General features: G+C 55.4%; 22 protein-coding genes. 13 read left to right on the forward strand and 9 right to left on the reverse strand.

Annotated elements, in window-relative coordinates:
• Nucleotides 1–41 precede the first annotated feature (41 nt).
• The 7 genes from ACYASS_RS25150 to ACYASS_RS25180 all read left to right on the forward strand — a co-directional run bounded on the left by ACYASS_RS25150 (nucleotide 42) and on the right by ACYASS_RS25180 (nucleotide 10,934).
• Nucleotides 42–1,298 (forward strand): TolC family protein, encoded by a 1,257-nt coding sequence (locus ACYASS_RS25150; RefSeq protein WP_243241218.1) that lies wholly within the window; start codon nucleotides 42–44, stop codon nucleotides 1,296–1,298.
• Nucleotides 1,295–2,776: an efflux RND transporter periplasmic adaptor subunit gene (locus ACYASS_RS25155; protein ID WP_463588096.1), complete on the forward strand. Its 1,482-nt coding sequence runs from the start codon at nucleotides 1,295–1,297 to the stop codon at nucleotides 2,774–2,776. Before ACYASS_RS25150 ends, ACYASS_RS25155 begins: the two co-directional genes overlap by 4 nt.
• Nucleotides 2,773–5,916, forward strand: a complete 3,144-nt coding sequence (locus ACYASS_RS25160; protein ID WP_206403300.1) for an efflux RND transporter permease subunit — start codon at nucleotides 2,773–2,775, stop codon at nucleotides 5,914–5,916. Before ACYASS_RS25155 ends, ACYASS_RS25160 begins: the two co-directional genes overlap by 4 nt.
• A gap of 353 nt (nucleotides 5,917–6,269) precedes the next feature.
• Nucleotides 6,270–7,436 carry an SAVED domain-containing protein gene (locus tag ACYASS_RS25165; protein ID WP_099586113.1) on the forward strand — a complete coding sequence of 389 codons (1,167 nt, stop codon included), beginning with the start codon at nucleotides 6,270–6,272 and terminating at the stop codon, nucleotides 7,434–7,436.
• The gene (locus ACYASS_RS25170) at nucleotides 7,437–8,687 is read left to right on the forward strand and encodes a nucleotidyltransferase domain-containing protein (protein ID WP_206403299.1); all 1,251 of its coding nucleotides are present in this window, start codon (nucleotides 7,437–7,439) and stop codon (nucleotides 8,685–8,687) included. It abuts the gene before it with no gap.
• The gene (locus ACYASS_RS25175) at nucleotides 8,671–10,455 is read left to right on the forward strand and encodes a HesA/MoeB/ThiF family protein (protein ID WP_463588097.1); all 1,785 of its coding nucleotides are present in this window, start codon (nucleotides 8,671–8,673) and stop codon (nucleotides 10,453–10,455) included. Before ACYASS_RS25170 ends, ACYASS_RS25175 begins: the two co-directional genes overlap by 17 nt.
• Entirely contained in the window at nucleotides 10,452–10,934 is a 483-nt protein-coding gene (locus ACYASS_RS25180) for a Mov34/MPN/PAD-1 family protein (protein WP_206403297.1), read from the forward strand. Before ACYASS_RS25175 ends, ACYASS_RS25180 begins: the two co-directional genes overlap by 4 nt.
• Nucleotides 10,935–10,963: 29 nt before the next feature.
• On the opposite strand, the gene ACYASS_RS25185 is transcribed toward ACYASS_RS25180, so the two are convergent.
• On the reverse strand, nucleotides 10,964–11,512 hold the full coding sequence (locus tag ACYASS_RS25185) for a 3'-5' exonuclease (RefSeq protein WP_206403295.1): 549 nt from the start codon (nucleotides 11,510–11,512) through the stop codon (nucleotides 10,964–10,966).
• 223 nt (nucleotides 11,513–11,735) lie between these two features.
• Here ACYASS_RS25185 and ACYASS_RS25190 point away from each other — a divergent pair, with 223 nt between their 5' ends.
• Nucleotides 11,736–12,374, forward strand: a complete 639-nt coding sequence (locus ACYASS_RS25190; RefSeq protein WP_463588098.1) for an antitoxin Xre/MbcA/ParS toxin-binding domain-containing protein — start codon at nucleotides 11,736–11,738, stop codon at nucleotides 12,372–12,374.
• Nucleotides 12,375–12,496: 122 nt separating this feature from the next.
• Here the strand turns inward: ACYASS_RS25190 and arsH are convergent, their stop codons facing one another.
• From arsH to ACYASS_RS25210, 4 genes are read right to left on the reverse strand one after another with little or no spacing between them, the layout of a single operon-like run.
• Nucleotides 12,497–13,210, reverse strand: coding sequence for an arsenical resistance protein ArsH (gene arsH, locus ACYASS_RS25195; RefSeq protein WP_322375176.1), 714 nt, complete (start codon nucleotides 13,208–13,210; stop codon nucleotides 12,497–12,499).
• Between the two features lie 29 nt (nucleotides 13,211–13,239).
• Complete coding sequence (locus tag ACYASS_RS25200) at nucleotides 13,240–13,710, reverse strand: arsenate reductase ArsC (protein ID WP_074754935.1); 471 nt, start codon at nucleotides 13,708–13,710, stop codon at nucleotides 13,240–13,242.
• A 15-nt stretch (nucleotides 13,711–13,725) separates the two neighbouring features.
• Nucleotides 13,726–15,009 carry an arsenic transporter gene (locus ACYASS_RS25205; RefSeq protein WP_463588099.1) on the reverse strand — a complete coding sequence of 428 codons (1,284 nt, stop codon included), beginning with the start codon at nucleotides 15,007–15,009 and terminating at the stop codon, nucleotides 13,726–13,728.
• A gap of 27 nt (nucleotides 15,010–15,036) precedes the next feature.
• A complete protein-coding gene (locus tag ACYASS_RS25210; RefSeq protein WP_099456557.1) occupies nucleotides 15,037–15,393 on the reverse strand; it encodes a metalloregulator ArsR/SmtB family transcription factor in 357 nt (118 codons plus the stop codon).
• 526 nt (nucleotides 15,394–15,919) lie between these two features.
• Here ACYASS_RS25210 and ACYASS_RS25215 point away from each other — a divergent pair.
• The 5 genes from ACYASS_RS25215 (at nucleotide 15,920) to ACYASS_RS25235 (ending at nucleotide 19,643) form a co-directional block, all read left to right on the forward strand.
• Nucleotides 15,920–16,465, forward strand: coding sequence for an arsinothricin resistance N-acetyltransferase ArsN1 family B (locus tag ACYASS_RS25215; RefSeq protein WP_099456556.1), 546 nt, complete (start codon nucleotides 15,920–15,922; stop codon nucleotides 16,463–16,465).
• A gap of 74 nt (nucleotides 16,466–16,539) precedes the next feature.
• Nucleotides 16,540–16,980 (forward strand): DUF6957 family protein, encoded by a 441-nt coding sequence (locus tag ACYASS_RS25220; RefSeq protein ID WP_135290085.1) that lies wholly within the window; start codon nucleotides 16,540–16,542, stop codon nucleotides 16,978–16,980.
• Between the two features lie 748 nt (nucleotides 16,981–17,728).
• Nucleotides 17,729–18,283, forward strand: a complete 555-nt coding sequence (locus ACYASS_RS25225; RefSeq protein WP_463588100.1) for a hypothetical protein — start codon at nucleotides 17,729–17,731, stop codon at nucleotides 18,281–18,283.
• Between the two features lie 54 nt (nucleotides 18,284–18,337).
• Complete coding sequence (locus ACYASS_RS25230) at nucleotides 18,338–18,676, forward strand: hypothetical protein (protein WP_463588101.1); 339 nt, start codon at nucleotides 18,338–18,340, stop codon at nucleotides 18,674–18,676.
• A gap of 337 nt (nucleotides 18,677–19,013) precedes the next feature.
• Entirely contained in the window at nucleotides 19,014–19,643 is a 630-nt protein-coding gene (locus tag ACYASS_RS25235) for a pyridoxamine 5'-phosphate oxidase family protein (RefSeq protein ID WP_243244692.1), read from the forward strand.
• A gap of 36 nt (nucleotides 19,644–19,679) precedes the next feature.
• Here ACYASS_RS25235 and ACYASS_RS25240 read toward each other — a convergent pair whose 3' ends face one another.
• From ACYASS_RS25240 to ACYASS_RS25255, 4 genes are all read right to left on the reverse strand, one after another.
• Complete coding sequence (locus tag ACYASS_RS25240) at nucleotides 19,680–20,231, reverse strand: ankyrin repeat domain-containing protein (protein ID WP_463588102.1); 552 nt, start codon at nucleotides 20,229–20,231, stop codon at nucleotides 19,680–19,682.
• A gap of 69 nt (nucleotides 20,232–20,300) precedes the next feature.
• Nucleotides 20,301–21,776: a catalase KatB gene (katB, locus tag ACYASS_RS25245; RefSeq protein ID WP_463588143.1), complete on the reverse strand. Its 1,476-nt coding sequence runs from the start codon at nucleotides 21,774–21,776 to the stop codon at nucleotides 20,301–20,303.
• 193 nt (nucleotides 21,777–21,969) lie between these two features.
• Nucleotides 21,970–22,758, reverse strand: a complete 789-nt coding sequence (locus tag ACYASS_RS25250; RefSeq protein WP_463588103.1) for a substrate-binding periplasmic protein — start codon at nucleotides 22,756–22,758, stop codon at nucleotides 21,970–21,972.
• A gap of 133 nt (nucleotides 22,759–22,891) precedes the next feature.
• Nucleotides 22,892–24,784, reverse strand: a complete 1,893-nt coding sequence (locus ACYASS_RS25255; protein ID WP_463588104.1) for an acyltransferase family protein — start codon at nucleotides 24,782–24,784, stop codon at nucleotides 22,892–22,894.
• Nucleotides 24,785–24,816 lie beyond the last annotated feature (32 nt).

Raw genomic sequence — 24,816 nt, forward strand, 5'->3', positions numbered from 1 at the left:
TCTCATGAAGCACGCAGTGGATCATCACAGGAATCGTGAACATGAAATCCAAGTGCTATTGCACAGGGCGGCCCCTCGTGGCCATCTTGGCGGCAAGCGTATTGGCCACGCCGAGTTTCGCTGCTGCGTTGACACTCGATGATGCTTTGCAACTGGCTGAAACCAATGCGCCGTCGCTGACTGCACAAGATGCAAAAATTCGTGCCGCCACTAGCGCAGCCATCCCAGCCGGGGAACTACCCGATCCCAAGTTGCTGGTAGGTATACAGAACTATCCCATTGGGGGGCCGGATCGCTGGAGCATCGATCAGGACTTCATGACCATGCAAATGGTCGGTGTCAGTCAGGAAATGCCCAACAGCGCCAAACGAAAAGCCCGAATTGAGGTTGCTGATGCAGCCATTGAGCGCGCTGCCGCTGAGCGTCAGGTCGAACGTCTAAAGGTTCGTCAGGCCACGGCGCTGGCCTGGATCAGCAGCTATTCCGTTGAGCGTAAAGACGCGCTGTTCCAGGACTTCTATAGGGAAAACCGCCTGCTGGCCGATACCGTCCGCGCGCAGATTGCCGGTGGCCGCGCTCAACCTGCTGATGCCGTCACGCCCAAACAGGAGGCGGCACAACTGGAAGAGCAGCAGGACGATCTGATTCGCCAGCGATCGCAAGCCCGATCAGCTTTGAAGCGCTGGATTGGACCAGCCGCAAACGATAAACCCGTGGGCAGCTTGCCTGAATGGCCTGTAGAAGCCTCTGGTTACTCTCATAAGGTTCAACATCACCCAGAATTGGCTGCGTTTGCCCCAATGACCCGCGAAGCGCAGGCCAGGGTCCGCGAGGCCGAAGCGGAAAAGCGGTCTGATTGGAGCTGGGAAGTCGACTATCAGCATCGCGGCCGAGAGTTCGGCGACATGGTCAGCGTGCAGTTTTCATGGGATCTACCACTGTTTCCTGACTCGCGACAAAACCCAAAAATCGCAGCCAAGCATGCGGAACTCAATCAGCTTGAGGCTGAGCGTGAAGTCCTTTCACGCGAGCACACCCAGCAATTGGAGGATGAGTTAGCGGACTATGAGCGCCTGAACCGCGCCGTTCATCGAGCCAAGACCAGCCTGCTCCCTTTGGCTAAAGAAAAGGTCGAGCTCACTATGGCCAGCTATCGCGCCGGCAAAGGCGATCTGAACTCCGTCGTGGCCGCTCGGCGCGAGCTTATCGAAGCCCGTCTCAAGCAGATTGATGTTGAAGAGCAGCGTGCTCTCACCAGCGCTCGCCTGTATTTCGCCTATGGGGAGTCCGCTCAATGATCTCTCGAACATGGAAAGGGGTTTTTGTTGTCAGCATCTCAATTGCCTTGGGCGTTGCCGGTGGTTACTGGTTGGCCCAACCGAGGGTGAGCGCAGTACCGGATGCAGCATCGGAGCCGAAGCCGGAGCCATCAGTCGATCGCAAGGTTCTGTATTGGTACGACCCCATGTACCCACAACAGAAATTCGATAAGCCGGGTAAGTCGCCCTTCATGGACATGGAGATGGTCCCTCAGTACGCGGATAGCAAGGGGGACAGCGCCACTGTTCGCATTGATCCAAGCCTGACCCAGAATCTTGGTGTGCGACTGGCTACGGTCAATCGAGGTGTGTTTGCTTCGAGTCTGGACGTTGTCGGTGTATTGACCTTCAACGAGCGTGACGTCGCCGTCATCCAGGCCCGTACGGCGGGTTTCGTCGAGCGCGTGTATGCCCATGCTCCTGGCGATGTGATCAAAGCCAACGCCGCCTTGGCGGATATTCTTGTCCCGGAGTGGGCTGCGGCTCAGGAGGAGTTTCTCGCACTCAAGCGTAGCGGCGATGCGGGCTTGCTGGCAGCGGCTCGCCAGCGTTTGCGGCTTACCGGGATGCCGGCGGCATCGATTACTCAAGTAGAGCGCAGTGGCAAAGTCCAACCGAACCTGACCCTCACCAGCCCTATCAGTGGGGTGTTGCAAGAACTCGATGTGCGCGAAGGTATGACAGTGGCTGCCGGCCAAACGCTGGCACGCGTGAATGGGTTGAGTAACGTCTGGCTGGCTCTGGCGGTCCCGGAGACTGAATCCGGGTCGATCCAGCTGGGCCAAGTGGCTGAGGCGCGTTTGGCCGCGTTCCCAGGCGTCGTGCTCAACGGCGTGGTAAGCGCGATTCTTCCAGAAACCAATCCCGATAGTCGCACCCTTCGCGTGCGCGTCGAATTGCCTAATCCGCAAGGCCGTCTCAGGCCGGGCATGACCGCACGCGTGAGCCTTAATCGCGCGACGGAGCAAAGTGTGCTGTGGGTGCCGAGCGAGGCGGTCATTCGCACCGGTCGACGTGCTCTGGTGATGCTCGCTGAAGACGCCGGTCGCTATCGTCCCGTGGAGGTGCAACTTGGGCAGGAAAGCGATGGCAAGACGGCGATATTGAAAGGCTTGGAAGAGGGCCAAAAAGTGGTTAGCTCTGGCCAGTTCCTGCTCGACTCAGAGGCCAGTCTTAAAGGCATCGTTGCCAAATCAGCGGAACCTTCACCCACCAGTGCCGCCGCCGGTTTGCATGAAGCGGATGGGAAAATCGTTGAGATCAACGATAAAGAAGTCACTCTCGCTCACGGCCCTTTTAAGACGCTGGGCATGCCTGGCATGACGATGACGTTCCCGCTCGCCAATCCCGCTCTGATGCAGGGCCTTAAAACGGGCGACAAGGTCCGGATAGGTGTGAATCAGACCGACGACGGCTTGCGCGTTGAGCGTCTGGACAAATCAGGGGGCCAGCCATGATTGCCGCCCTGATTCGTTGGTCAGTAACCAACCGATTCCTGGTGCTACTGGCGACGCTGTTCATCACGGCCTGGGGCATTTGGTCGGTGCAGAGCACGCCCATTGATGCGCTACCAGACTTGTCCGATGTGCAGGTGATCATCCGCACCCCGTATCCTGGACAAGCACCCCAGATTGTCGAGAACCAGGTCACCTATCCGTTGGCCACCACCATGCTCTCAGTGCCAGGCGCCAAGACGGTGCGTGGTTACTCGTTCTTCGGTGACAGCTTTGTCTATGTGCTGTTCGAAGACGGCACTGACTTGTATTGGGCTCGCTCGCGGGTGTTGGAGTACTTGAGCCAAGTACAAAGCCGCTTGCCGGCCAGCGCCAAACCGGCGTTGGGGCCAGATGCGACAGGCGTGGGATGGATCTTCCAGTACGTGCTGGTGGATCGCACTGGCGGGCATGATCTGGCGCAGCTACGCGCACTTCAGGACTGGTTCCTAAAGTTTGAGCTCAAGACCCTGCCCAATGTGGCGGAAGTGGCCACTGTGGGCGGCATGGTCAAGCAGTACCAGGTGCAGCTTGATCCGCTCAAACTGGCCAGCCTTGGTATTACGCAGGCCGAGGTGACCGAAGCGATCGGCAAGGCCAATCAGGAAACGGGTGGCGCGGTGCTGGAGATGGCAGAGACCGAGTTCATCGTGCGTGCATCCGGCTACCTGAAGACGCTCAATGATTTTCGGGCGATCCCACTCAAGCTGGGATCGGGCGGTGTGCCGGTGAACTTGGGCGATGTCGCCACGATCCAGTTGGGGCCGGAGATGCGCCGTGGCATCACCGAACTCGACGGCGAAGGCGAGACGGTTGGCGGCGTGGTGATTTTGCGCAGCGGTAAGAATGCTCGCGAGACCATTGCGGCGGTCAAAACCAAACTCGACGAACTGAAAAGCAGCCTGCCGGCCGGGGTGGAAATCGTCACCACCTACGATCGCAGCAAGCTGATCGACCGTGCTGTGGAAAATCTCAGCCACAAGCTCATCGAAGAGTTCATCGTTGTCGCATTGGTTTGCGGGATCTTTCTTTGGCACCTGCGCTCGTCCCTGGTGGCGATCATTTCCCTGCCGGTCGGTGTGCTGATGGCCTTTATTGTCATGCGCTACCAAGGGATTAACGCGAACATCATGTCCTTAGGCGGGATAGCCATCGCCATCGGCGCCATGGTCGATGCTGCTGTGGTAATGATCGAAAACGCACACAAGAAGATTGAGGCCTGGCACGTCGCCAATCCTGGTGAGGAACTGAAGGGTGAGCGTCATTGGCATGTAATGACCGAAGCAGCGGCTGAAGTTGGACCAGCTCTATTCTTCTGTTTGTTGATCATCACCCTTTCGTTCATTCCGGTGTTCACCCTGCAAGCGCAAGAGGGGCGGTTGTTCGGCCCGCTGGCTTTTACCAAAACCTACGCCATGGCCGCAGCAGCAGGATTGTCAGTGACCTTGGTGCCGGTGTTGATGGGCTATTGGATTCGGGGACGGATTCCTAGTGAAAAAAACAACCCGCTGAACCGCTGGCTCATCCGGATCTACCAGCCGGGTCTGGATGCAGTGTTGCGGCGACCGAAGATCACGCTGCTGGTGGCGGCGTTGGTGTTTTTTAGTGCGCTATGGCCAATGTCGCGCTTGGGTGGCGAGTTTCTTCCGCCTTTGAATGAGGGCGACCTGCTCTATATGCCTTCGGCCCTGCCTGGATTGTCCGCACATAAAGCGGCGCAACTGCTGCAACAGACCGACCGCCTGATCAAAACCGTGCCGGAGGTCGAACATGTCTTCGGTAAAGCGGGACGTGCCGAAACTGCCACCGACCCGGCGCCGCTGGAGATGTTCGAAACCACTATCCAGTTCAAGTCACAGGAGCAATGGCGCCCAGGCATGACTCAGGAAAAACTGGTGGAGGAGCTGGACCGAGTGGTGCGGGTTCCTGGGCTGACCAATATCTGGATACCACCGATTCGCAACCGAATCGACATGCTGGCTACGGGGATCAAAAGTCCGATTGGTGTAAAGATTGCCGGCACCAATCTGACGGAGATTGATTCCGCGACTCAAGCGGTCGAGCGAGTGGCCAAGGGCGTACCCGGTGTCAGTTCGGCTCTGGCCGAGCGATTAACCGGTGGACGTTACATCGACGTGGATATCGACCGAGAAGCCGCCGCCCGATACGGACTGAATATCGCCGATGTGCAGTCAATCGTGGCCGGCGCTATCGGCGGTGAAAATGTGGGCGAGACCATTGAAGGGCTTGCACGCTTCCCTATCAACGTCCGTTACCCTCGGGAGTGGCGGGATTCGCTTGGCGCTTTGGAGCAGTTGCCAATTTACACCCCGCTAGGCAGCCAGATCACCCTTGGCACAGTGGCGAAGATCAAGGTCAACGACGGGCCGCCGATGCTCAAAAGTGAAAACGCACGGCCTTCAGGCTGGGTGTACATCGACGTGCGCGGCCGGGACATTGCCTCCGTAGTCGCCGATTTGCGCCGGCTCGTCAGCGAGCAGGTCAAGTTGCAGCCCGGCATGAGCCTGAGCTACTCAGGTCAGTTCGAATTTCTTGAGAGGGCCAACGCACGACTAAAACTGGTGGTCCCTGCCACGCTGCTGATCATCTTCGTGCTGCTTTACCTGACATTTGCCCGCTTTGACGAGGCCCTGCTGATTATGGCCACGCTGCCATTTGCCCTCACGGGCGGTGCATGGTTTCTTTATCTTTTGGGATTCAACCTGTCGGTTGCCACCGGGGTCGGCTTTATCGCCTTGGCCGGCGTTTCTGCCGAATTTGGCGTGATCATGCTGCTCTACCTGAAAAATGCCTGGGCCGAGCGTCAAGACCTCGGTGACGACACAGAACGCGAGTTAATGGCCGCGATTCGTGAAGGCGCTGTGCAGCGCGTTCGACCCAAGGCCATGACCGTGGCGGTGATTATCGCTGGTTTGTTACCTATACTTCTGGGAAGCGGTACCGGCAGCGAGGTGATGAGCCGCATTGCCGCCCCGATGATTGGCGGTATGGTCACGGCGCCCTTGCTGTCGCTGTTTGTCATTCCAGCGGCCTATCAGCTCATGCGCCGCCGAAACCTATCCGCTGAGCTTGGCAGGGACTGACGCGTAGAAAATGTACAAAAGGGGCTGCACTTGCAGCCTCGTTTGCTCTGCACAGCTCGTTTTCATCAGTCCTGTTCGCGATGTGTATTGAAATTAGCGAGTTTATGTCTTTTGCATAAACTCGCTAATTTCGATACATACGCTGTGGTCAGTGCCATGACCCACCAGCACTTGCCTGAGAACGAACGCTGCCACCACTGTGTTTCGATGACCCAGAAAAGCATTCTGACTCAAAGCCGACTCAGCATTCGTCACCCACAGATCTCTCTTGAAATGGAGGCAAATGACCTTAATATGATCTTATCTTGCCATCATCGTTTTCAATCATGGATGTTTCTCGGGGGTAGGTCGGAATGGCAGAACAAGAAGACGCTAAGCCCGCAAGCGGGCGCTTCAACACAAATGATGAGACGAAGCGGATCGTATGGACACAGACCGCTGGTCATTGTGAACTGTGCGGTACGGATCTGACGTTCGACTATCGTGCCGGCAAGCCAATGAGATGGGGCGAAGTGGCGCATATTCTGCCCGCCAGTCCCAAAGGCCCTCGGGGACGCGCCGATCATGATGCTGAGGCGCACACAAACGATACCGCTAATCTGATGCTCCTGTGCCCAGGTTGTCATGACAAAATTGATCGTGACGCAGATGGGTATCCTGAAAATGATTTGAGTGGTTTACACCAAGCGTACCTGGAACGCATCCGACTCGCCGCAACGACCCCCGATGGTGGTAGAGCCATTCCTCTCATCGTCCAAAGTCAGCATTTTCAGACAATCAACGATATTCCCGTTCGCGATCTGTTGACTGCGATGTCCGCCGAGGGATTAACCGCCTTCGATCAAGGCATCAAAATCACTTTCCCTGCGCCCGGACCACGCGGCCGCGACGCTACCTATTGGCAAAACGTCAAAGACAGCATCCAGTATGAGCTGGAACAGCAACTCAAGCGTCGCGGCGGCACCTACGGCGATTCGCCTGCGCTGGCAGTAGTCGGCTTGGCCGACATCCCGGCTTTGATGATGCTGGGCCAGAGTATCGGCGACCGTTCCAAGCGCTTGATCTTCTCCTTTCACCGCGAACATCGTTTGCGCTGGCCCGATCAGTCCGCCGAGCCGCCCGCTTTTTTGTTTACACCTCCCCCCGAAGGCGACGGGCCACTGGCGCTGGTGCTTTCTATTTCTGCGCAAGTCCCAGTTCGCGACGTGACTGACGCTCTGCCCGGTGCACGTATTGCAGAGCTGGCGATCCCAGAACCAAGCTATGCGATGGTACAGAACCGTCGAGTGATTCATGCCTTTCGCGACGCACTTCAAATACGGCTGAGCCAGCTTGAAGCTCTGACTCCTGACCCTATCCACGTCTTCGCCGCAATTCCTGCGGCATTGGCCATCGAGTTTGGCGCGTTGCTCACAACGCAGCATCAACATACGTACCTGATCTTCGATCGGGACAAAGAAAACCATGATCGGTTTACGCAAACACTGCAATTGGGCTCGGTGGCCCAGGAGGCTAGGTAAATGCTATTGAGCAACGAACAGACCAAGCGCAGCAGTTGGGAATATTTTCTGCTTCGCGCCGCGCGGGAGATCTCGCTGTCGGAAGCGCAGTACGAAAAAATCAATGACCGCTACTCCCAACTGGAAAAAATCCTCTCGGCTTCCGACAACCCGCTGCTCGCAGAGGCCCACATCTTTGTTCAAGGCTCGATGCGGCTGAAAACGACCATCAAGCCAATCCCGGGCGCGCCTGCGGATCTGGACACCATTGATGCGGACGCGATTATCTGGCTCCCTCACGCTCAAGGCGCTAGTGCGAAGGAAGTTTTAGAAGCGATTGAGCAGCGTTTTAGGGAAGGCTCCCGCGTTCAGGAAGAAGTTAAACAGTTACGTCGTGGCATCCGCATCGTTTATGCCGACGAAAATCCAGGCTTCCACATCGACGTCACGCCTGCCCGCGCAATCAACGGAAATGGCGAAGCAAACGGCGAGGGAAAGCTGGAGGTTCCAGATCGGGTCACAGGGTGGAAAGCAAGCAGCCCTATCCCGTACTCGAATTGGTTACAGGTTGCCTCCGCCCAGGAAATCTCTCTGGAAAGCTTGGTAGTTGCCAAAAGCCAGCGAATGCTCGATGCCGCGACACAAGATCCTTTGCCGCATTATCAGGATTACATCGATCAAGATCCCCTGCGTGCGACCATAAAGCTGCTCAAGCGGCATCGCGATGAATGGGCCATCACCACAAGGAGCGCTGATACTCGCCCCATATCTGCGGTCATCACCACCCTGGCCACTCACGCATATCTTGATGTCGTGAAGGAATCGCAGTCGAAGCCTTTGGCTCCGCTCGATGCAATTTTGGAAATCGTCCGCAGAATGCCGCAGCACATCGCGCATAGAGGAAACGATTGCTTTGTCTGCAACCCTGCCGATAACGGCGAAAACTTTGCAGAAAAGTGGAATCGACCAGGCGAAGGGCAAGGCTATCGCCAAGCATTTGCCAAGTGGCATGCGGACGCCAGTGCATCCGTATCACTGGGTTTGGAAAGTTTTGAATCCAATGATTCCTTTGCCGAAGCAGTGAAAAAGAATTTCGGTATTGCACCGGCACTCATTACGGCAGTGAACAATGAAATCCCTGCGAATTGGACCATGCCCGGCCGACCGGATGGCACTACTCGAAACTCTGCTTCGATGGGTTCGCTCTTCGGAGGGGCCAGCGGTGGCGCAACCTCTCAGTCGAGCGTAAAGCCAGTTGGACGTCTTGGTTGATCCTATTACGACGCCATTGCAGCGCGGAATCGCCGCACTGCGAAATACCCTAGGTCAGGACGCTGCCGATGCATTGCTCCAGCCCGCACCCATGCGGGCTGACGAAGCGGCGTCCTTTTACTTTCCCTTGCCCATCGATTACACGGGGCAGGAGCGGCGACTGCGTATTGGTTTCCCCTCCAATTTTCCCCGTGGGCTTTTGCGGCTGAACGTCGAACCCTCTCCATGGCTGGTTTGGCCGCATGCCACCAGGTCGGGGCTTTGCCTTCATGGCTTTCAGGAACGCCCCATCATGGGCTCCCCGGAGGTTGTGGTAGAGGACAGCCTTGCTCGCTTGGCACAGATCGTTTCGTTGTCCAAGCTGGGATCAAGCCAGGCAACGCGCGATATCGAATTTCAGAATGAGATCACTACCTACTGGTCTTTTCAGCACGGTCAGTCATTCCAGAACCTTTTACTGTTGGATCGACCTCAGGCTGCCTCGCAGTTGTTTGCACTCAGCGATCCGCGCCGGGCTGTGCCATCCGGTCAGGAAACGGTTTGGTTAGCATCGAACGTAGCTGCACTCAAAGGGCATTACCGACGGGTTGTCGGGCGTTCCGCTGTCATTCGCGCGGCCGAAACTCCCGGTTTTTACGTCAAGCTTCAGACTTATCCGGATATCCGCACCCCGGATCCAGAAGATTTATTGCCGTGGCTAACGCCCCACCTTAAACCCGACGATGCCGAGCAATTGCTGGCATGGTTTGAGCAGAATGGAACATTGGCGAGTCGATGGATTGTTCTGGAGCTTCCAGGAGGGGCAGATGCTCCAACATATTGCCTGAATGTGCGCTCGCTCGGCGTACAGCAGGAGCGGGGGGCAAAGTTTGGCCTGCGTACAGCGCGGCGCCGGCCAGCTATCGCAAATGCACATCCACCGGCGCTCGTCCGGGCAACTACCCTGGACGTGCTTGATCGAGCGTCCATTCTGTCCCGCGATATAAGCGGCACCGCACAGCGCCTGGAAAATACTCGGGTAGTTTGCGTTGGTGTTGGCTCGCTAGGCAGTGCGGTCGCAATACAGTTGGCACGATCCGGTGTCGGCCACCTTACTCTCATCGATCCTGACACCTTGGTGTCAGCCAATCTGGGGAGGCACGTTCTGGGAGCGGATAGTCTAGGGAGACTGAAAGCGTCAGCGTTAAGGGACAAGATTCTGTTAGATCTTCCGACGACAGAATGCACCGCATATTCGACTTTTGCCGAAGTGGTAATGAGCAGCAAACCAGAAGTGTTCGATAACGCAGATCTGGTGGTGATCACGACAGCAGACTGGCAGTCGGAAGTCACTGTATGGCGAGTCAAATCCAGCGGTGCTCCTTGGGGGCTTGTACAAGCCTGGAGCGAACCGCATACCCAGGTAGGTCATGCGCTATTTGCACCAGCCGGCACCTTTGATGGCCGTCATCTATTCACGGACGTCGGCGATTTCGTGCATAGATTTACAGAGTGGCCGGGAGGAGGTGTTGTTCCGCTGCCCGCCTGTGGGGAGAGCTTCATCCCAGGCGGCTCACTGGGGATGACCAATATCGCCTCTATGGTGTCGCACACGGCCCTACGCGCATTAACTGGCAACATCGCCACTGCATCTTGGATCAGCAGCATTTACAGACCTGAAGATGTGCTGAGCCTGGGAGGCCAATACCAAGGGCCCAAACTGCCAGAGGGGGCGCAGCAAATCCTACTCGAGCGTGGATGGCCGGAAGATAAGGACGAAACGGTATGACGGATATCGCATGGCGCTGGCGATGGCCGGATGTGAATTCCGAGCTATTGGTGTCCCAAGCTGTCGCGGACATCTTGGTTAGTCATCGGCAGGGCCTTTTTGGCGTGGAGCGAGGGGGACAGTTATTCGTCAACCCGGTTGATCCGAAAGGGTTGCTGCTGGCCTTAGCCACGGTGCCCCATCGCGCCGATCGATCAGGCTGGTCTTGGCTAGAGTTGGATGCGGAGCGGTGCCGCCAGGAGATCCAGGCTGCCAACGAACAAGGGTTGCGTCTGGTAGGGTATTGGCATACGCATCCCCAATCCGTTCCGGTGATCTCTCCGGCAGACATCGGCAGCTTCTCCAAATTTGCTGCACGTTACACGCAGGATCTGCCGCGCCCGATAGCCGTTATTGTCGGCAAGTCCGAAAAACCCGAAGGTATCAAGGCGTGGTCGTTCAGGGACGGCAGATATGTTGAGGCCACCTGGGTCAGATGAGCTTTAAGTCCGTGAGGGTGGAAGGCAAGTCAGCGTTTACCTTTACCCGCTAGCATCAGAGCGAAGAGCTCTGCCTGAAAGCGGGCATCATCCAATGCGTTATGGTTCGGCTCGCTGAGTGGCTTCAGCGCAGCGGTCATTTTGGATGATTTTGTTTCCTGCCAGCTGCAACCTACAGCGCCCATAAAGAAGGCCTTCATGTCGATAGCGGTAAAACCAAAGGGGTTGGTTTCCAAGTATTTATGAAAGTAGTAGTTGACGAATGACCAGTCAAACGGTGCATTTAGTCCTACGAAAATGACCTTTTGCCCCGTTTTGCAGGACGACTTCAGCCACTTATCAAATGTCAGCATCGCCTGTTGCGGAGCGAGGCCATCGCGCTCCAGCTTCTCCAAACTCAGCCCCGATACTGCCAGCGCTTCGGGGTCGTGTTTCGGACTGTCAGGTCGTAGTTCAAGATAAATGGACGTTTCAGGTTGGGCTACAAGGCAAGCTCCAATGGAAAGCAGACTGTATTCGCCTGGTATAGGCCCAGACGTCTCGACATCGACGGAAACATAAAGCTCATCAGGGTGCATGTCATATCCTTTTGTGTAGTTACCTGATCACGCTCAGGCTTAGCCATGTGAAGGTGGAAAGGCAGGTATTGCCGTTGACCCATTTTTTGCCCTTTCACTCGCTATCTGGCGTTCGAGCAGCGGCAGTGCCTGTCTGTCAGAGGATCGCCGATTCCTTTGGTCAGCTCTGCGCCCAAGCATAATGATGTGTGTCATTCTGATGGCGGATGAGGGCCGGACGATCATGAGTGAAAACGAGCGTTGGATAGTCAGGTGCCAAAAAACTGAGGATGGCACTGGTGAGATCATCATCGATCTGCCTCAAGAATTGCTGGACCAAATGGGGTTAGGGGTTGGGGACGACCTGGAACTAACGGTAGCGAATGACACGTTGGTGCTGACGCCCGTGCACAACGCAACATCAGTGCGGCCCATGTTTGCTGGCGTCCTGCGTCATGATGTTTATCATGCTTACCGCATGCGTCTGGATGCGCTTCTTCATATCTCTGTCAATGCTTCGGATCTGGACATTCACGACATGATAGTAGCTGGCTTCTCGGTCAGCCTGATCAAAATGCTTTGTGATGATGGAACCCTAAGCGAAGAAGAACGCGACAGAATCATTCAACCCAAAACGCTGAAAACAAAACTGTCAGCCAACCAGCGCTTAACGCTGCATGAGAGCGATCGCCTGTTCCGGTTCGCACACATTACCGCCATGGCTGAGGTGATTTTCGGTGACAAAGGGAAGGCCAAACAATGGCTTTCCAAACCCAAAGCCCGTTTTTTGGGAGAAAGCCCATTGGCGATGGTCACTACAACCTTTGGCACACATTTAGTCGAAGAAATGCTGACTCAAGTGTCGGAGGGCATGTCATTTTAATCCAGCCGCAGCCGAGTAGAATCAACCCAAGCGAGTACGCGATCGCAGTTGGCATTATTAAGGCGGCGCGCTCCGTTAACTCGGGTGCCCACGGAATTGCTGAATATTTTTCTAACCTATCTTCAGATGGAGCGCTGATTCACCCGTTTCGACAGCTCTTCAGCCGACTCTTTGCGTTCCGAGTAACGGTCTACCAGGTAATCCTGACGGTCACGCAATAGCAGGGTGAACTTCATCAGTTCCTCCATCACGTCGACCAGGCGATCGTAGTAGGACGAAGGCTTCATACGTCCATTCTCGTCAAACTCGGTAAACGCTTTGGGCACTGAAGACTGATTGGGGATCGTCACCATGCGCATCCAGCGACCCAGTACCCGCAACTGATTCACCACGTTGAAAGACTGAGAGCCGCCGCAAACCTGCATGACGGCCAGGGTTTTACCTTGGGTCGGACGTACCGCGCCCATCGCCAATGGCACCCAGTCGATCTGAGCTTTAAAGACGGCGCTCATCGATCCATGACGCTCTGGGGAACACCACACCTGTCCTTCAGACCACTGCATTAGCTCGCGGAGTTCCACGACTTTGGGGTGGGTATCCGGAGCATCATCAGGCAGTGGTAATCCTGACGGGTTGAAGATTCGTGTTTCCGCACCGAAGTGCTCCAACAACCGCGCGGCTTCTTGGGTTACCAACCGGCTGAACGAACGCTCGCGGGTCGACCCGTAAATCAGAAGGATGCGCGGTTTATGCGTGGACGGCTCACGAGGAGTGAGTCGCTCCATGCTTGGGACGTCGATGAGATCTGCTTCGATGTTGGGAAAATGGTCTTTCATAGTAACTCCTGGCCCCTGCGACGCTGGGCTTACAACGTGCCGATGCGGGTTAGCTCATTTTTAAGGTCTGCCTCGCTCAACGTAGCGATAGGCAACGAAATGAAGGCGTTGACCCGCTCTTGGATTTTACTCAGGGTTTGCTGGAATGCCGCCTCGATTTGCGCTTCAGATCCCGAAGCTTCGGAGGGATCTGCCAGCCCCCAGTGAGCCTTGAGCGCCGGGCCGAAGAAAATCGGACAGGCTTCGCCGGCAGCCCGATCGCACACCGTGATCACGATGTCTGGTGGCGACCCTTCAAAGGCATCGGATGCTTTACTGCTAAGACCTTCAGTAGGGATACCAGCTGCTTTGAGCGTTTCAATCGCTCGCGTGTTTACACGACCACTTGGGAAGCTTCCGGAACTGACGGCTTCCATCCCTTCAGGGGCAAGGTGATTGAACACCGCCTCGGACAAAATGCTCCGGCAGCTGTTGTGGGTGCACATGAATAGGACTTTCATCGTGGTCTCCTGGAATCAAAAGCTGAGGCGCAAAGCCAAGGCGCTCAGGGTGGCAATGAGGATTGGAAGCGTGAGCACCACACCGGTCTTGAAGTAGTAACCCCAACTGATGGTGATGTTCTTTTTAGCCAGCACATGTAGCCAGAGCAGTGTGGCTAGGCTGCCGATTGGAGTGATTTTCGGACCAAGATCGCAGCCAATGATGTTCGCGTAGACCATGGCTTGATGAACTACGCCAGTCGCTTCCGTTGCATGGATCGAGAGCGCGCCGATGAGCACTGTTGGCATGTTGTTCATGATCGAAGAAAGCACGGCGGTCAGGAGTCCTGTACCCAGCGATGCCCCCAAAATGCCATATCCAGCGAATACGTTGAGCAATTGAGCAATGTGGTCAGTCAGTCCGGCGTTCTTCAAGCCATACACCACCAGGTACATGCCCAGCGAGAAGATCACAACTTGCCACGGGGCGCCCTTGAGCACCTTGCTGGTGTTGATGGCGTGACCTTTGGCGGCGATGACGTAGAGCACCAATGCGCAGGCGGCGGCGATAGCACTGATGGGGATACCCAGTGGCTCGACAACGAAAAAGCCGACCAGCAACGCGAGCAGCACCCACCATCCAGCCACGAAGGTTGCACGATCCCGGATCGCATCTTCAGGGGTATGCAGTTGTGCCAGGTCATAAGTCTTGGGCAAGTCTTTGCGGAAGAACCACAAGAGCATCCCCAGCGTTGCAGCGATGCTGACCAGGTTGACCGGCACCATAATTGCGGCGTACTCGCTGAAGCCAATGTTGAAGTAATCGGCCGAGACGATATTCACCAGGTTGGAGACCACCAGCGGCAGACTTGCGGTGTCGGCAATGAATCCTGCGGCCATCACAAATGCCAGAGTTGCTGCGGGGGAAAAGCGCAGGGCCAGCAACATGGCGATCACGATGGGAGTAAGGATTAGCGCTGCACCGTCATTGGCGAACAGCGCTGACACTGCGGCTCCCAACAAGATGATGAAGGCAAATAACTTGCGGCTGCTGCCACCTCCCCAGCGAGCGACATGCAACGCAGCCCACTCGAAGAAACCAGCCTCGTCGAGCAGCAGGCTGATGATGATCACAGCGATGAACGTCGCCGTGGCGTTCCACACGATATTCCATACCACCGGGATGTCGCCGAGACTGACCACCCCGCTCAGCAACGCGAGCATGGCACCCAATGAGGCACTCCAGCCAACACCCAGCCCTTTGGGCTGCCAGATGACCAGAACGATGGTGACGATGAAAATAAGTAGCGCGATTAGCATGCGAGCGGCTCGTTTCGAAAGGTTGGATCAGCCGCACACGGTCTGATTGACTGGACGATCGTTCATTCCACAGAGCCGCTTGGTTTCTGTGTCCAGCCACTGCTGGTTGGCATCAACGACACCCTTAAGCACTTCGGTGACCCAGGTCGGCAGTTCGGGATGGAGTCGGTAGTAAACCCATTGGCCTTGGCGCCGATCCGCCAGTAACCCGGAGGATCTCAGCAGTGCGAGATGTCGAGATATTTTTGGTTGGCTCTGCTTAAGAGCGGCGGTCAGTTCGCATACACAGAGTTCTCCCTCGCGGGCGATGAGTAGCGTTATTTTGGTTCGAGTGTCATCTGCCAGGCTTTTGAACAAAACGGTAGGAGTAATTGGCTCGTTCATGAGGCCTCCAGGTGTATGGTTTTCACCAATACAAATAATTTGATCCGTACGTGGATATCGTGAAGTGCATGCTTCTTCCGCGTACGGAAAATTGAATATACGACAATTCGGATATACGGTAAATTGAATATATATAGAAGATCCGGCGTAATCCTGTCCAAGTCAGAGCGAGCTGCTTTGGTGCGTTGGCTCTGAAACGTCTTCGGCCAATAGTCGATGAAAACTTGAGGGAGAGAAGCTACTGCCTATCAATTCAGCAGCATTTGCTTGGCAGAAAGTCGTCACGGCTAACGGCACTATTCTTGGCGAAGGTTCTCGGTGGCAAAGACGTCGTCGTAGATATCCCGCAGCCTGGTCTCCACGAGCAGAAACTCCCAATTCAGTGAACGGTGCTCTCTGCGGTACGTGGATGCGGTGAGCCCGTTTGAGGGAAAGCGCACGGTTCTATCGCGACATTCTGAAGGGCCGAGCCTTGCATGGGTCAGCCCTTCAAACACAATTCTTTACAGGGGCAGCAAGGAAAGAAATGAATTACAACGTGAGGGTTGCCACACCCGCTGATGCCTCCGCCATCCAGGCTATCTACGCGCCAATGGTTTTGGACACGGTCATCTCGTTCGAGCTGATACCACCGACTGTTGATGAGATGGCCGCACGAATAGCCGCAACACTGCCGACGCATCCCTATCTGGTGGCCGAGGTGGAAGGCAAGGTCGTTGGATACGCTTATGCAAGCCAGCATCGAGCGAGGGAAGCCTATCGTTGGTCGGTGGATGTCACCGTGTATGTCGACCCGGTTGTGCACCGAAACGGGGTAGGTCGTGCGCTTTATCAGCAGCTTTTACCACTTCTAGAGAAACAGGGGTTTCATGCCGCCTATGCCGGTATTGCCTTACCCAACGCGGGAAGCATAGGCATCCATGAAGCGCTCGGCTTCACCCACATTGGCACATACCCTGAGGTTGGGTTCAAGCACGGCCAGTGGCATAGCGTGGGTTATTGGCGTAAACCGCTTTGTGCTGCGATTCCGCCTATAGAAATCATCCAGTTCAGTGAGGTGGAGGGATTGTAAACGTGCAGACTGTGAGGTGAGGTTGCTGCTATTCGTCGGCATTGGAACCAAGCGACTCACTGGAAGCTATGCTGATGGATGATTCTCGTTCGAGTCGGTGTTTTGATCGACTGGAGGAACGAATGAATTTGGCTGGGTTTATTTCACTTCTCTCCGCAGGTGAGGAAATAGGCGGGTGCCAACTCGCGCCCTCAGATGCTGTGGCACTCGCCCATCTGCATTTTCCTTCACGTGCCTATTGTCTTGTTGCTGAATGGGCAATATTAGATCTCGACGTTACAACCCTTCAGCGGAAAGCGATCACCGATAGAGAGCTAATCCCTGCTCTGGTTTACGCTTTAACTGTTATCAAAGACAGCAAAGGCCGCTTCCAACTTGGTGATTGGGTCAGGACAACGCTCGGGGTTTCGTTCACCCACGCTTGCTTATTTGAGACGAAAAATACGGTTTATGTGCTTATGGGAACCGGACGTAGGTTGCGCACAGATATAGACATCGCATTGAGCTTGTGCTGAAGATCGCATCTTATGCGCTCCGTCTTCATGACTGCTGCCTCTAAATGTTCGTGTCAAACTATGATGTGAGCAGCCGGGCACTATATTTGAAGCTCAGCCCATCTGTGTCAATCTATGTTGCTGTAGCCTTCACCCAAAATCATCCTACAGACCCCGGTTTACGGGAGGGGTTGTGTCAAACTATGTTGTTGGTAACCATTGGTGGTTTTTGTGAATTAAAGCTGTCGCTTGTGAGTTAAAAACGTCGCGAGCGGCCGCTTCCCCTCTTTTGCGTTTTCATGACGCCGCGAACGCCGCAAGCTGAGGTTCGCAGTGAGAGGTCGTGAGCGATCTGTCACCGCATCACGTGGCCGGTATGGGACGTGGTCTTGCCACTGCTTGGCGCGGCCTTGATGTCACGAGACTGGTTCTCCAGTAATACGGCACGCCGCTCTTGATCATCGAAGTTCAAGTCGGGTGTTAGTTCGCGTAGAGCCGCAAGATCAGCAGCATTGATCACAGGAACTGTTATGGCTCAGCCCTGCCAGTCAAATGCTGGAACGCCTGCTGTAGGTAAGGGGGCATTGGCCAAACATCGCCGAATGGCATTCGTTCGCCCCTCCTGGACGGGAATGGGCGAGTTGCCCTGCAGCTGACACAGCAGGGGCTAAAGCCCCTTCCAAACCGCGCTGGAACCCTTCAAAATTTCCGACCCTACTACCCTGGCTCAAGGACGTGCCTGCAGACGATCATCATTCTGTATCTCGAGTTGGTCGTCGATGGCGAGGGGAAAATTTCTCATGTTCTTGTTGGGACAGAAAGCTATGAGGGAATCAACGAAGCTTTGATCCCGGCGATGCCACGCCCAAAACCTGGGAAAGAGCCACACCCAGTGTTCCTGACCAAATGCTTCTCAGATATCGATCATCATGTTTGGAGTTTGGAAAATGTTGCTGCCGAATTGTCCTATGGCCAGCTGCCTGCCGTTTATAACGTTTACATAAAACGGCGTGATATTTCTAAAGAAGAGTTTTTTGATCAGACGCTCAAAAAGAACCCGGCGACAACAATCTTCAAACTTTTGAGGCAAGGTACCCTTGTTGAAGTGGATTACGGGTTTGTTCAACAGACAGCTCGTTCCACTGCGGAGCTGAAGACTAATAAGCGCTACATGGACACGCTTCTCGATGCTGAAATGCACAAGCGCAGGCTTGCGGTCGTTGTGAAGGTGATCTCCAAAAACCTTATCCAGGTGGCCCCAATAACCTCCCAGCCAGCAGCTGATGGTGACCGCACCATTTTTACGCTGGAGCAAGACACCTAGGACAAGATGCCAAGATATAAGCACAGTGGCAAAGACAGCCACGTCATTTGCAGCATGCTGGAGAGCGTGTCGATCCAAAAGGTGCTGCCCCCAACGAGCTATTTCAAGAACACGACCGGGCGTAACCCAAGCTACGGGGTTGCTCTCAGTCGTGGTGAGATCCGGACATTGAAGGAATCACTTGTTCACGCTGTCGGGGCATCAGACTACGTTCCTGTCAATGAGGTGATCCTGAAGCGCAAATCCGTTCAAGAACGCGATGCAAGCATTGTCCAGCTCAGTGAGCAGCTTGCGGCGGCTCAGGCAAAAGTTGATGAGCTCATGGCTATCGAGCGAATGGCAAAGCGATGGACGGAGGAGATGGACGGAGGAGATGGGCAGGAATTTTGCTGAAGAGGTTGAGTTTCAACATGACCTGGATCGCGAAGGTGGACTTGAGTGACCCTGATTTCGATCCTTTTCTAAGCGGAAGCTGTGGCCTGAAAGGCCCGGTTTCAAAGGCCTAAGCACTCGAGTGCAAGCTGTATGGCTTGACATAGTTATTATGCTCTATAGAGTTGGCCGCATATGGTCGAGCAAAGAGAGCAGGACTCTACCTCGGCGACACGGCTAAAACCGTTTCCTGTGCAAGTAAAGTGTCAAAGAAACCGCCCCGAAAAAGGCGGTTTTTTTATGTCCAAAATTCGGCCCAGGCAACAGGCTATAAGTCTCACTGGAACCCGTGGAGAGCATGATGGATTCTGAAAACACTGCATATGTGACGACGACTGAGGCACTGGAAAAGCTTTACGGGCCCACGGCAAGGCCGTCCATGGTCAAGGAAGTCGACCATATTCATCCGGTTTACAGGCCTTTCATAGAAGCCGCGCCGTTTGTCGTCCTTGCGTCCTCAGGCCCTGGCGGACTCGATGCATCTCCGCGGGGCGATCAAGGCGGATTTGTTCACATCGAAGACAGCAAGACTCTGTACCTGCCTGATCGTCGAGGTAACAACCGCATCGACACGCTCCGTAACATCGTCACTGATCCGAGGGTGGCGTTGTTGTTCATCGTACCGGGTGTTGGCGAAACTCTGCGGGTCAACGGCACCGCTCAAATCTCGATCAAACCCGACCTGTTAAGCCGCTTTGCGGTCAAGGGCCAATTGCCGAAGTCCGTTCTCCACATCACCGTGACCAGTGTCTATTTCCAGTGCAGTAGAGCCGTTATCAGAGCCGGTTTGTGGGATCCGGCACGACATGTCGAGCGCAGTTCTCTTCCCACTGCAGGCCAAATCCTGAAGGAAGTGTCAGCGGCGGAAATTGACGGTGATGCCTACGACAAGGCCTTGCCAGGTCGTATTGCTGACACCCTGTATTAACTAAGCCATCGCATTGCTCTTGGCTATACGCTGGCCTCAGCGCGCAGGCTGTACCGTCTGAAACTCCCCTCGTTCAAGATTCTGCACCTGATTGCCCATAGCATCCGTGGCGTTCAGATCGGCGCCTTTGGCGGCGAGGGAGTCGAGGATGTCCTTGCGATGGAAGAGGGCGGCGTACATGGCCGCGGTCTGGCCTGCGTTATTGCGTTGATCTGGCGCGCAGTCGGCGGCGACCAGTTGGTGGGCAATACTCAGCTCGCCTTTGAAGATAGCCCCCATCAGCGCTGTATTGCCTCTCAGGTCCTTGGTGCAAGGATCGGCCCCTGCCTCCAATAGTTGCGTCACGGTCGCTTGATGGCCGTGATAGGCCGCAAGAATCAAGGCGGTGTAACCCTTTTCATCCTGGACGTTCAGGTCGAATCTGGCGTTGATGAACTCGCTCAGCATGTCCTGTCGGCCGTCACGTGCCGCCTGGAAAAACAGTGTGCGCAACTGCGCTTGAGTGTCGGCTTGTGTTTCTTCGGTCGGAGTTGCATTGGCTATGCCGGTGGTAACGCATAGCAGCAGTGCGTATAGAAACCTGCCCATTTGGAAAATCCTCCAAAGTACCTCGGCTCGCTACGCCTGATAGCTGAAGCGCAGCGAGCGAGGTATTGATCAGTCCTTCAGTGCGGCAGCGAGTTGCTTGACCTTGTCGAGATCGCCTTTGGCAACCTTGGTCACGCCTGTGCCGTACTCCGGATCAGCCTTGTAGAGGAAAGAGAGCATGATGTTTTTGCTCTCGGTGTCGGTGGTGGCCAGCGACTCACCAAAGCTCTGGATCAGATCCTGCTGGTCTTTCTTGCTGTACGAGCGATACAGGTCGCCCGCCTGCTTGAAGTTCTGCTCACGCTGGATCTTCGCTTGCTGGGTGGTGCCAGACACCGGCAATTGGCTGTAGCGAGCGGCTTCAACGGCAGGCCGCGGGTTGAGGCGGCTTGGCTCGTAGTTGACGCCGGTGGTCGTGTGACCGCTATTCAGCGAACCGTCTTGATTGCCGTTGTTGACCTTAACCTTTGGGGCGTTGATCGGCAGGCTCAGGACGTTGGTCCCGACGCGGTAGAGCTGAGTATCGGCGTAGGAAAATACCCGACCTTGCAGCAAGCGGTCTTCCGAAGGCTCGATGCCGGGTACGACGTTGGCCGGAGCCATGGCGACCTGTTCGGTTTCCTGGAAGAAGTTATCCACATTCTTATTCAGGACCATCTGACCAATTTTGCGCTCGGGAACGTCTGGCCAGATTTTGGTCGCGTCCAGTGGGTCGAAATCAAACTTGGCCAGGTCCTCAGGTTTGATCACCTGAACGTACAGGTCCCATTTTGGGAAATCACCTTTCTTGATCGCGTCTACCAAGTCGTTGGTCAGGTGGCTGTAATCTTTGGACTGGACTTCTGCGACCTGCTTGGGATCAAGGTTCTTCAAGCCTTGCAGGCTTTTCCAGTGGAACTTCACGTAGTTCACTTCGCCCTTGGCGTTCACCAGTTTGTAGGCGTGAACGCCGTTGCCGTCCATGGTGCGGTAGCTGGCTGGCGTACCTTCATTGGAGTACAGCAACGTGAGGGTGCGAGTGGCTTCCGGGACATGAGAGAAGAAATCGAAACGGCGGGAATCGTCATCCAGGTTGGTGCGTGGGTCAGGTTTGAACGCGTGGACCATGTCCGGAAACTTGATTGCGTCACGGATGAAAAACGTCGGGAAGTTGTTGCCTACCAGGTCCCAGTTGCCGTCTGCGGTATAAAACTTGGTGGCGAAACCGCGCGGGTCACGCAGGGTTTCCGGCGAATGATTGCCGTGCACCACAGAAGAGAACCGCACGAACACGGGTGTGTGTTCACCTTTGCTGAAGACCTTGGCCTTGCTCAGGTCGGAGGCGTCATCAGACGCGACGAATTCCCCATGCACACCGGTGCCGCGCGCGTGCACGACGCGCTCGGGGATGCGTTCGCGATCAAAGCGCTGGAGTTTTTGCAGGAGTTGTATGTCTTGCAGCAGGACCGGGCCGGTAGCGCCCGCTGTCTGGGAGTTCTGGTTGTCGCCGACGGCGGCACCGTTATCACGGGTCAGGTTATCGGCGAAGGCTGCGGAGCTGGCCATCAGGCTCGCGCCGATCAGGCTCACGGCTAAGTGGGATCTAGGTGGGTACATCTCAGGTCTCTCTCTATTTTTGGTTGTTTTGAGAGCCTAAGCGTAGAGACGGGTCTTGCCATTAATGAATTGTTTTAAGCTATGTCCTTGATAAATTTAGCAATATGAACTTAATTTCGAATTAATGATCGATCGCCATTTATCAACAGGTTGCGTCGCTGTTTTGACAACCGTCAGCAGGATGGGGAGAGAGGTAGAACCTGCGAATCCTGTCTACTTCTCCACTGCGGACAAGTGCCCGGATCGCCTTGTTTATATCCGGAAGCAGCCCCACCAATTCTGGCTGTAACTTGATACTTATCGGGGAATCACTGAGCCGCGCGCCCCGCTGGAAAAGGTTCGGGTCCAAGTGTTGTTCTGCAATGAGGTAATCGAAAAGATCATCGACCATCGCGACGGCGTCGACGCGTCTGGCCAATAGCAGTTGAAGCAATGCCGGGTCCTCGGAGGTTTCCAGCTGGACCAGACGTTTATCCGCGAAAGACGGGTCCATGGTCAGGTAGGTATAGCCCCTGACAGTACCAATAGTCAGGCCCCGTAACTTATCCACAGGGATCGGGACGGCGGGGCTGCCTTTGAGATAGTAAAGGTGTTCTTTGACGCGGATGTAGGGTTCGGAAAAAACAAAATGGCGAAGCTCTTCAGGGCTGTTCCATTGCGATGAGTCGGCGTAGTTCAAGTCGAGTTCGCCCTTGCCCAGCATCGCTTGCAGACGATTGACCGGGTAAGAAACGAAGTGGGCTTCTATGTTGGCCTGATGCAACACTCGCCGGGCGATATCAGTGGAGATGCCGCGCAGGTTGCCTTGCGCGTCCTCATAGCTGAACGGTCGCCATTGACTACCTCCCGCCTGATAGGTTTCTGCCTGTGCTGCTGCCAGCAGGCTCAACATCGCCAGGGTCATTGCGAGAAGGGTTTGTCTCCAAAACATGTTCAATCCTGCCTCCCTGCAAAATGTTCTGCGCTCAACTTAACAGCCAAACGTGGCGACGGCGTGAAGATTTACGTTGGGCGTAAAAAAGCCCGCGCTGAGCTGTGTCAGGCGGGCTAGTCGTCGCAGGCTGTTATCGAGTGGCTTGGGTTTTTAGCTCGGGCAAAACAAAATTCTTCACGATGTATAGCGAGCCCTTTTCACTGAGATGGCCCGAGTCGATCTGCAGCAGTGAGTGGTCCTGCAGCCTGACCAGGCAGGAGTTGGCCACGCAGAGCCTGTCGATCAGTGACACGAAATCGACAGCCTCGGGATCGATCTGGCTTCGAGTCGCCCGATCAGTTGCCATGACGCTTTGGTCCAGCGCCGGGTCGCTGATGTGCGAGTCATTCACTCCCCAATGGCGATTGGCGATAACGTTCGGTAATGAAGGGCTCCATTGTGGCAGCGGCCCCAATAACACGATGTGTTTGACCCCATAGCTCTTGAGGCGTGCAGCGATTTCACTCCAGTGCGTTTTATCGTGTTGATCTTTCTGGGCGATCACTACAACGTCCGGACGCAGTTCGCGAATACTTTGCAGTGCAGTCCTGTTGGAGTAGTTGCAGGTGAGGCGAGGTGCTGTGGCGCGTCCGCTGTCCTGGGTCAGGCTGGGTTTACAACCTGCAGAAGCCACCTGATAAAACGGCGTGCCACGCGTTAGCAGCGTTCGCAAACCCAGTGATAGAGCCTGAGCATGAGAGTCGCCCCACAGGAAGACTCCGCCCTGGCCACGCTTCTCTGTGCAGGATGGATCAATGGCGGAGAGACCCCGCTCAGTGAACGCAGAAAAGGCATCGCATTTGAGCCAGTAGGTTTCATAAAGATTTTTCTGCCGGTTGGCGTAGTCCTGCACGAAGCGCGCTTTGTCCGAGATGCTTACCGAGCGAAGCGGGGAAACCGCCCCTTCCGTCGCGTTAACTGCACCGGCAGCGACGAACACCGAGCCAATCAACGCGCTCACGCTGGCGAATCTCCAGCGCAATCTGCCTTGTGTTGCAGCGGGTGATTTTTCGATCAGTTGATAAGACGTCAAGCCCAATGCAAACGCGCACAGAATGCCGAGCAGCAGGTTGGGCGTTTCGCCCAGATAACCTGAGTAGCTCATGAATACCACTACCGGCCAGTGCCAGAGGTATAGCGAGTACGACAGTGTTCCGGTCCATTGCGAGAACCGGTTGCTGGTCAGGAAGGAATCTTGTCGCGCGGCAAGGATCACCGCCAAAGCCCCCATCACCGGCAACATGGCCAGGTAACCGGGCCAGACATCTTTCTCTGAAAGAACAAAGAAGCTTGTAAGCATCAACCCCAGCCCGACGCGCTCCAGTGCGCGCTGATGCGGGCGTTGAAGGCTGACCGGAAAGACGCAGGCAACTGCACCCACCAGCAGTTCCCAGGCTCTTGTGGGCAGCAGATAGAACGATGGCTCTGGCCATTTGAACGAGCCGTAAACACAGAAACCGAACCCTGCCAGGCATGCGCCGAGGATCAGCCAGCGTAGATGCTGCAAGGCGATCACTCGGCTCAACGCCAGCAACACCAGTGGGTAAACCATGTAGAACTGCCACTCCACCGAGAGCGACCACGTGTGCAGTAACCATTTCTCGTGTGCGCCAGGAGTGAAGTAACCGGCTTCGAACCAGTAAATAACATTCGATATAAACCCCAGGCTGGTAGCGATATGTTTGCCCAACTCGCTGTAGTCCTGCGGCAACAGATAAAACCAGCCCGCGAGCAGAAGTACAAAGCACAGCACCGCCAGCGCCGGAATAATGCGCCGGGCACGGGACTTGTAGAACGCGAGCAGGCTGAAATTGCCCGCCTCCAGACTGCGCAGGATGATCCCGGTGATCAGATAACCGGAGATCACAAAAAAGATATCCACACCCGCAAATCCGCCGGGCAACCAACCTGGATTGAAGTGGAAAAGCAGCACGGCAATCACTGCGATGGCACGCAATCCATTAATGTCTTTTCTGAAGTCCATGGCGTTCTTCGCTGGCGTTGGCAACAGGGGGA

Source organism: Pseudomonas sp. HP_14 (assembly GCF_055283875.1).

Bases quoted from the DNA above. Each gene is read 5' to 3' on its own strand.
- ACYASS_RS25200 (WP_074754935.1), bottom strand. From the start codon at position 13,710: ATGAAAGTCCTATTCATGTGCACCCACAACAGCTGCCGGAGCATTTTG.
- ACYASS_RS25250 (WP_463588103.1), bottom strand. From the start codon at position 22,758: ATGTTTTGGAGACAAACCCTTCTCGCAATGACCCTGGCGATGTTGAGC.
- ACYASS_RS25230 (WP_463588101.1), top strand. From the start codon at position 18,338: ATGCTGGAGAGCGTGTCGATCCAAAAGGTGCTGCCCCCAACGAGCTAT.
- ACYASS_RS25160 (WP_206403300.1), top strand. From the start codon at position 2,773: ATGATTGCCGCCCTGATTCGTTGGTCAGTAACCAACCGATTCCTGGTG.
- ACYASS_RS25210 (WP_099456557.1), bottom strand. From the start codon at position 15,393: ATGAACGAGCCAATTACTCCTACCGTTTTGTTCAAAAGCCTGGCAGAT.
- ACYASS_RS25255 (WP_463588104.1), bottom strand. From the start codon at position 24,784: ATGGACTTCAGAAAAGACATTAATGGATTGCGTGCCATCGCAGTGATT.
- ACYASS_RS25220 (WP_135290085.1), top strand. From the start codon at position 16,540: ATGGATGATTCTCGTTCGAGTCGGTGTTTTGATCGACTGGAGGAACGA.
- arsH (WP_322375176.1), bottom strand. From the start codon at position 13,210: ATGAAAGACCATTTTCCCAACATCGAAGCAGATCTCATCGACGTCCCA.
- ACYASS_RS25205 (WP_463588099.1), bottom strand. From the start codon at position 15,009: ATGCTAATCGCGCTACTTATTTTCATCGTCACCATCGTTCTGGTCATC.
- ACYASS_RS25240 (WP_463588102.1), bottom strand. From the start codon at position 20,231: ATGGGCAGGTTTCTATACGCACTGCTGCTATGCGTTACCACCGGCATA.
- ACYASS_RS25185 (WP_206403295.1), bottom strand. From the start codon at position 11,512: ATGCACCCTGATGAGCTTTATGTTTCCGTCGATGTCGAGACGTCTGGG.
- ACYASS_RS25155 (WP_463588096.1), top strand. From the start codon at position 1,295: ATGATCTCTCGAACATGGAAAGGGGTTTTTGTTGTCAGCATCTCAATT.
- ACYASS_RS25215 (WP_099456556.1), top strand. From the start codon at position 15,920: ATGAATTACAACGTGAGGGTTGCCACACCCGCTGATGCCTCCGCCATC.
- ACYASS_RS25150 (WP_243241218.1), top strand. From the start codon at position 42: ATGAAATCCAAGTGCTATTGCACAGGGCGGCCCCTCGTGGCCATCTTG.
- ACYASS_RS25170 (WP_206403299.1), top strand. From the start codon at position 7,437: ATGCTATTGAGCAACGAACAGACCAAGCGCAGCAGTTGGGAATATTTT.
- ACYASS_RS25190 (WP_463588098.1), top strand. From the start codon at position 11,736: ATGAGTGAAAACGAGCGTTGGATAGTCAGGTGCCAAAAAACTGAGGAT.
- ACYASS_RS25235 (WP_243244692.1), top strand. From the start codon at position 19,014: ATGATGGATTCTGAAAACACTGCATATGTGACGACGACTGAGGCACTG.
- katB (WP_463588143.1), bottom strand. From the start codon at position 21,776: ATGGCCAGCTCCGCAGCCTTCGCCGATAACCTGACCCGTGATAACGGT.
- ACYASS_RS25165 (WP_099586113.1), top strand. From the start codon at position 6,270: ATGGCAGAACAAGAAGACGCTAAGCCCGCAAGCGGGCGCTTCAACACA.
- ACYASS_RS25180 (WP_206403297.1), top strand. From the start codon at position 10,452: ATGACGGATATCGCATGGCGCTGGCGATGGCCGGATGTGAATTCCGAG.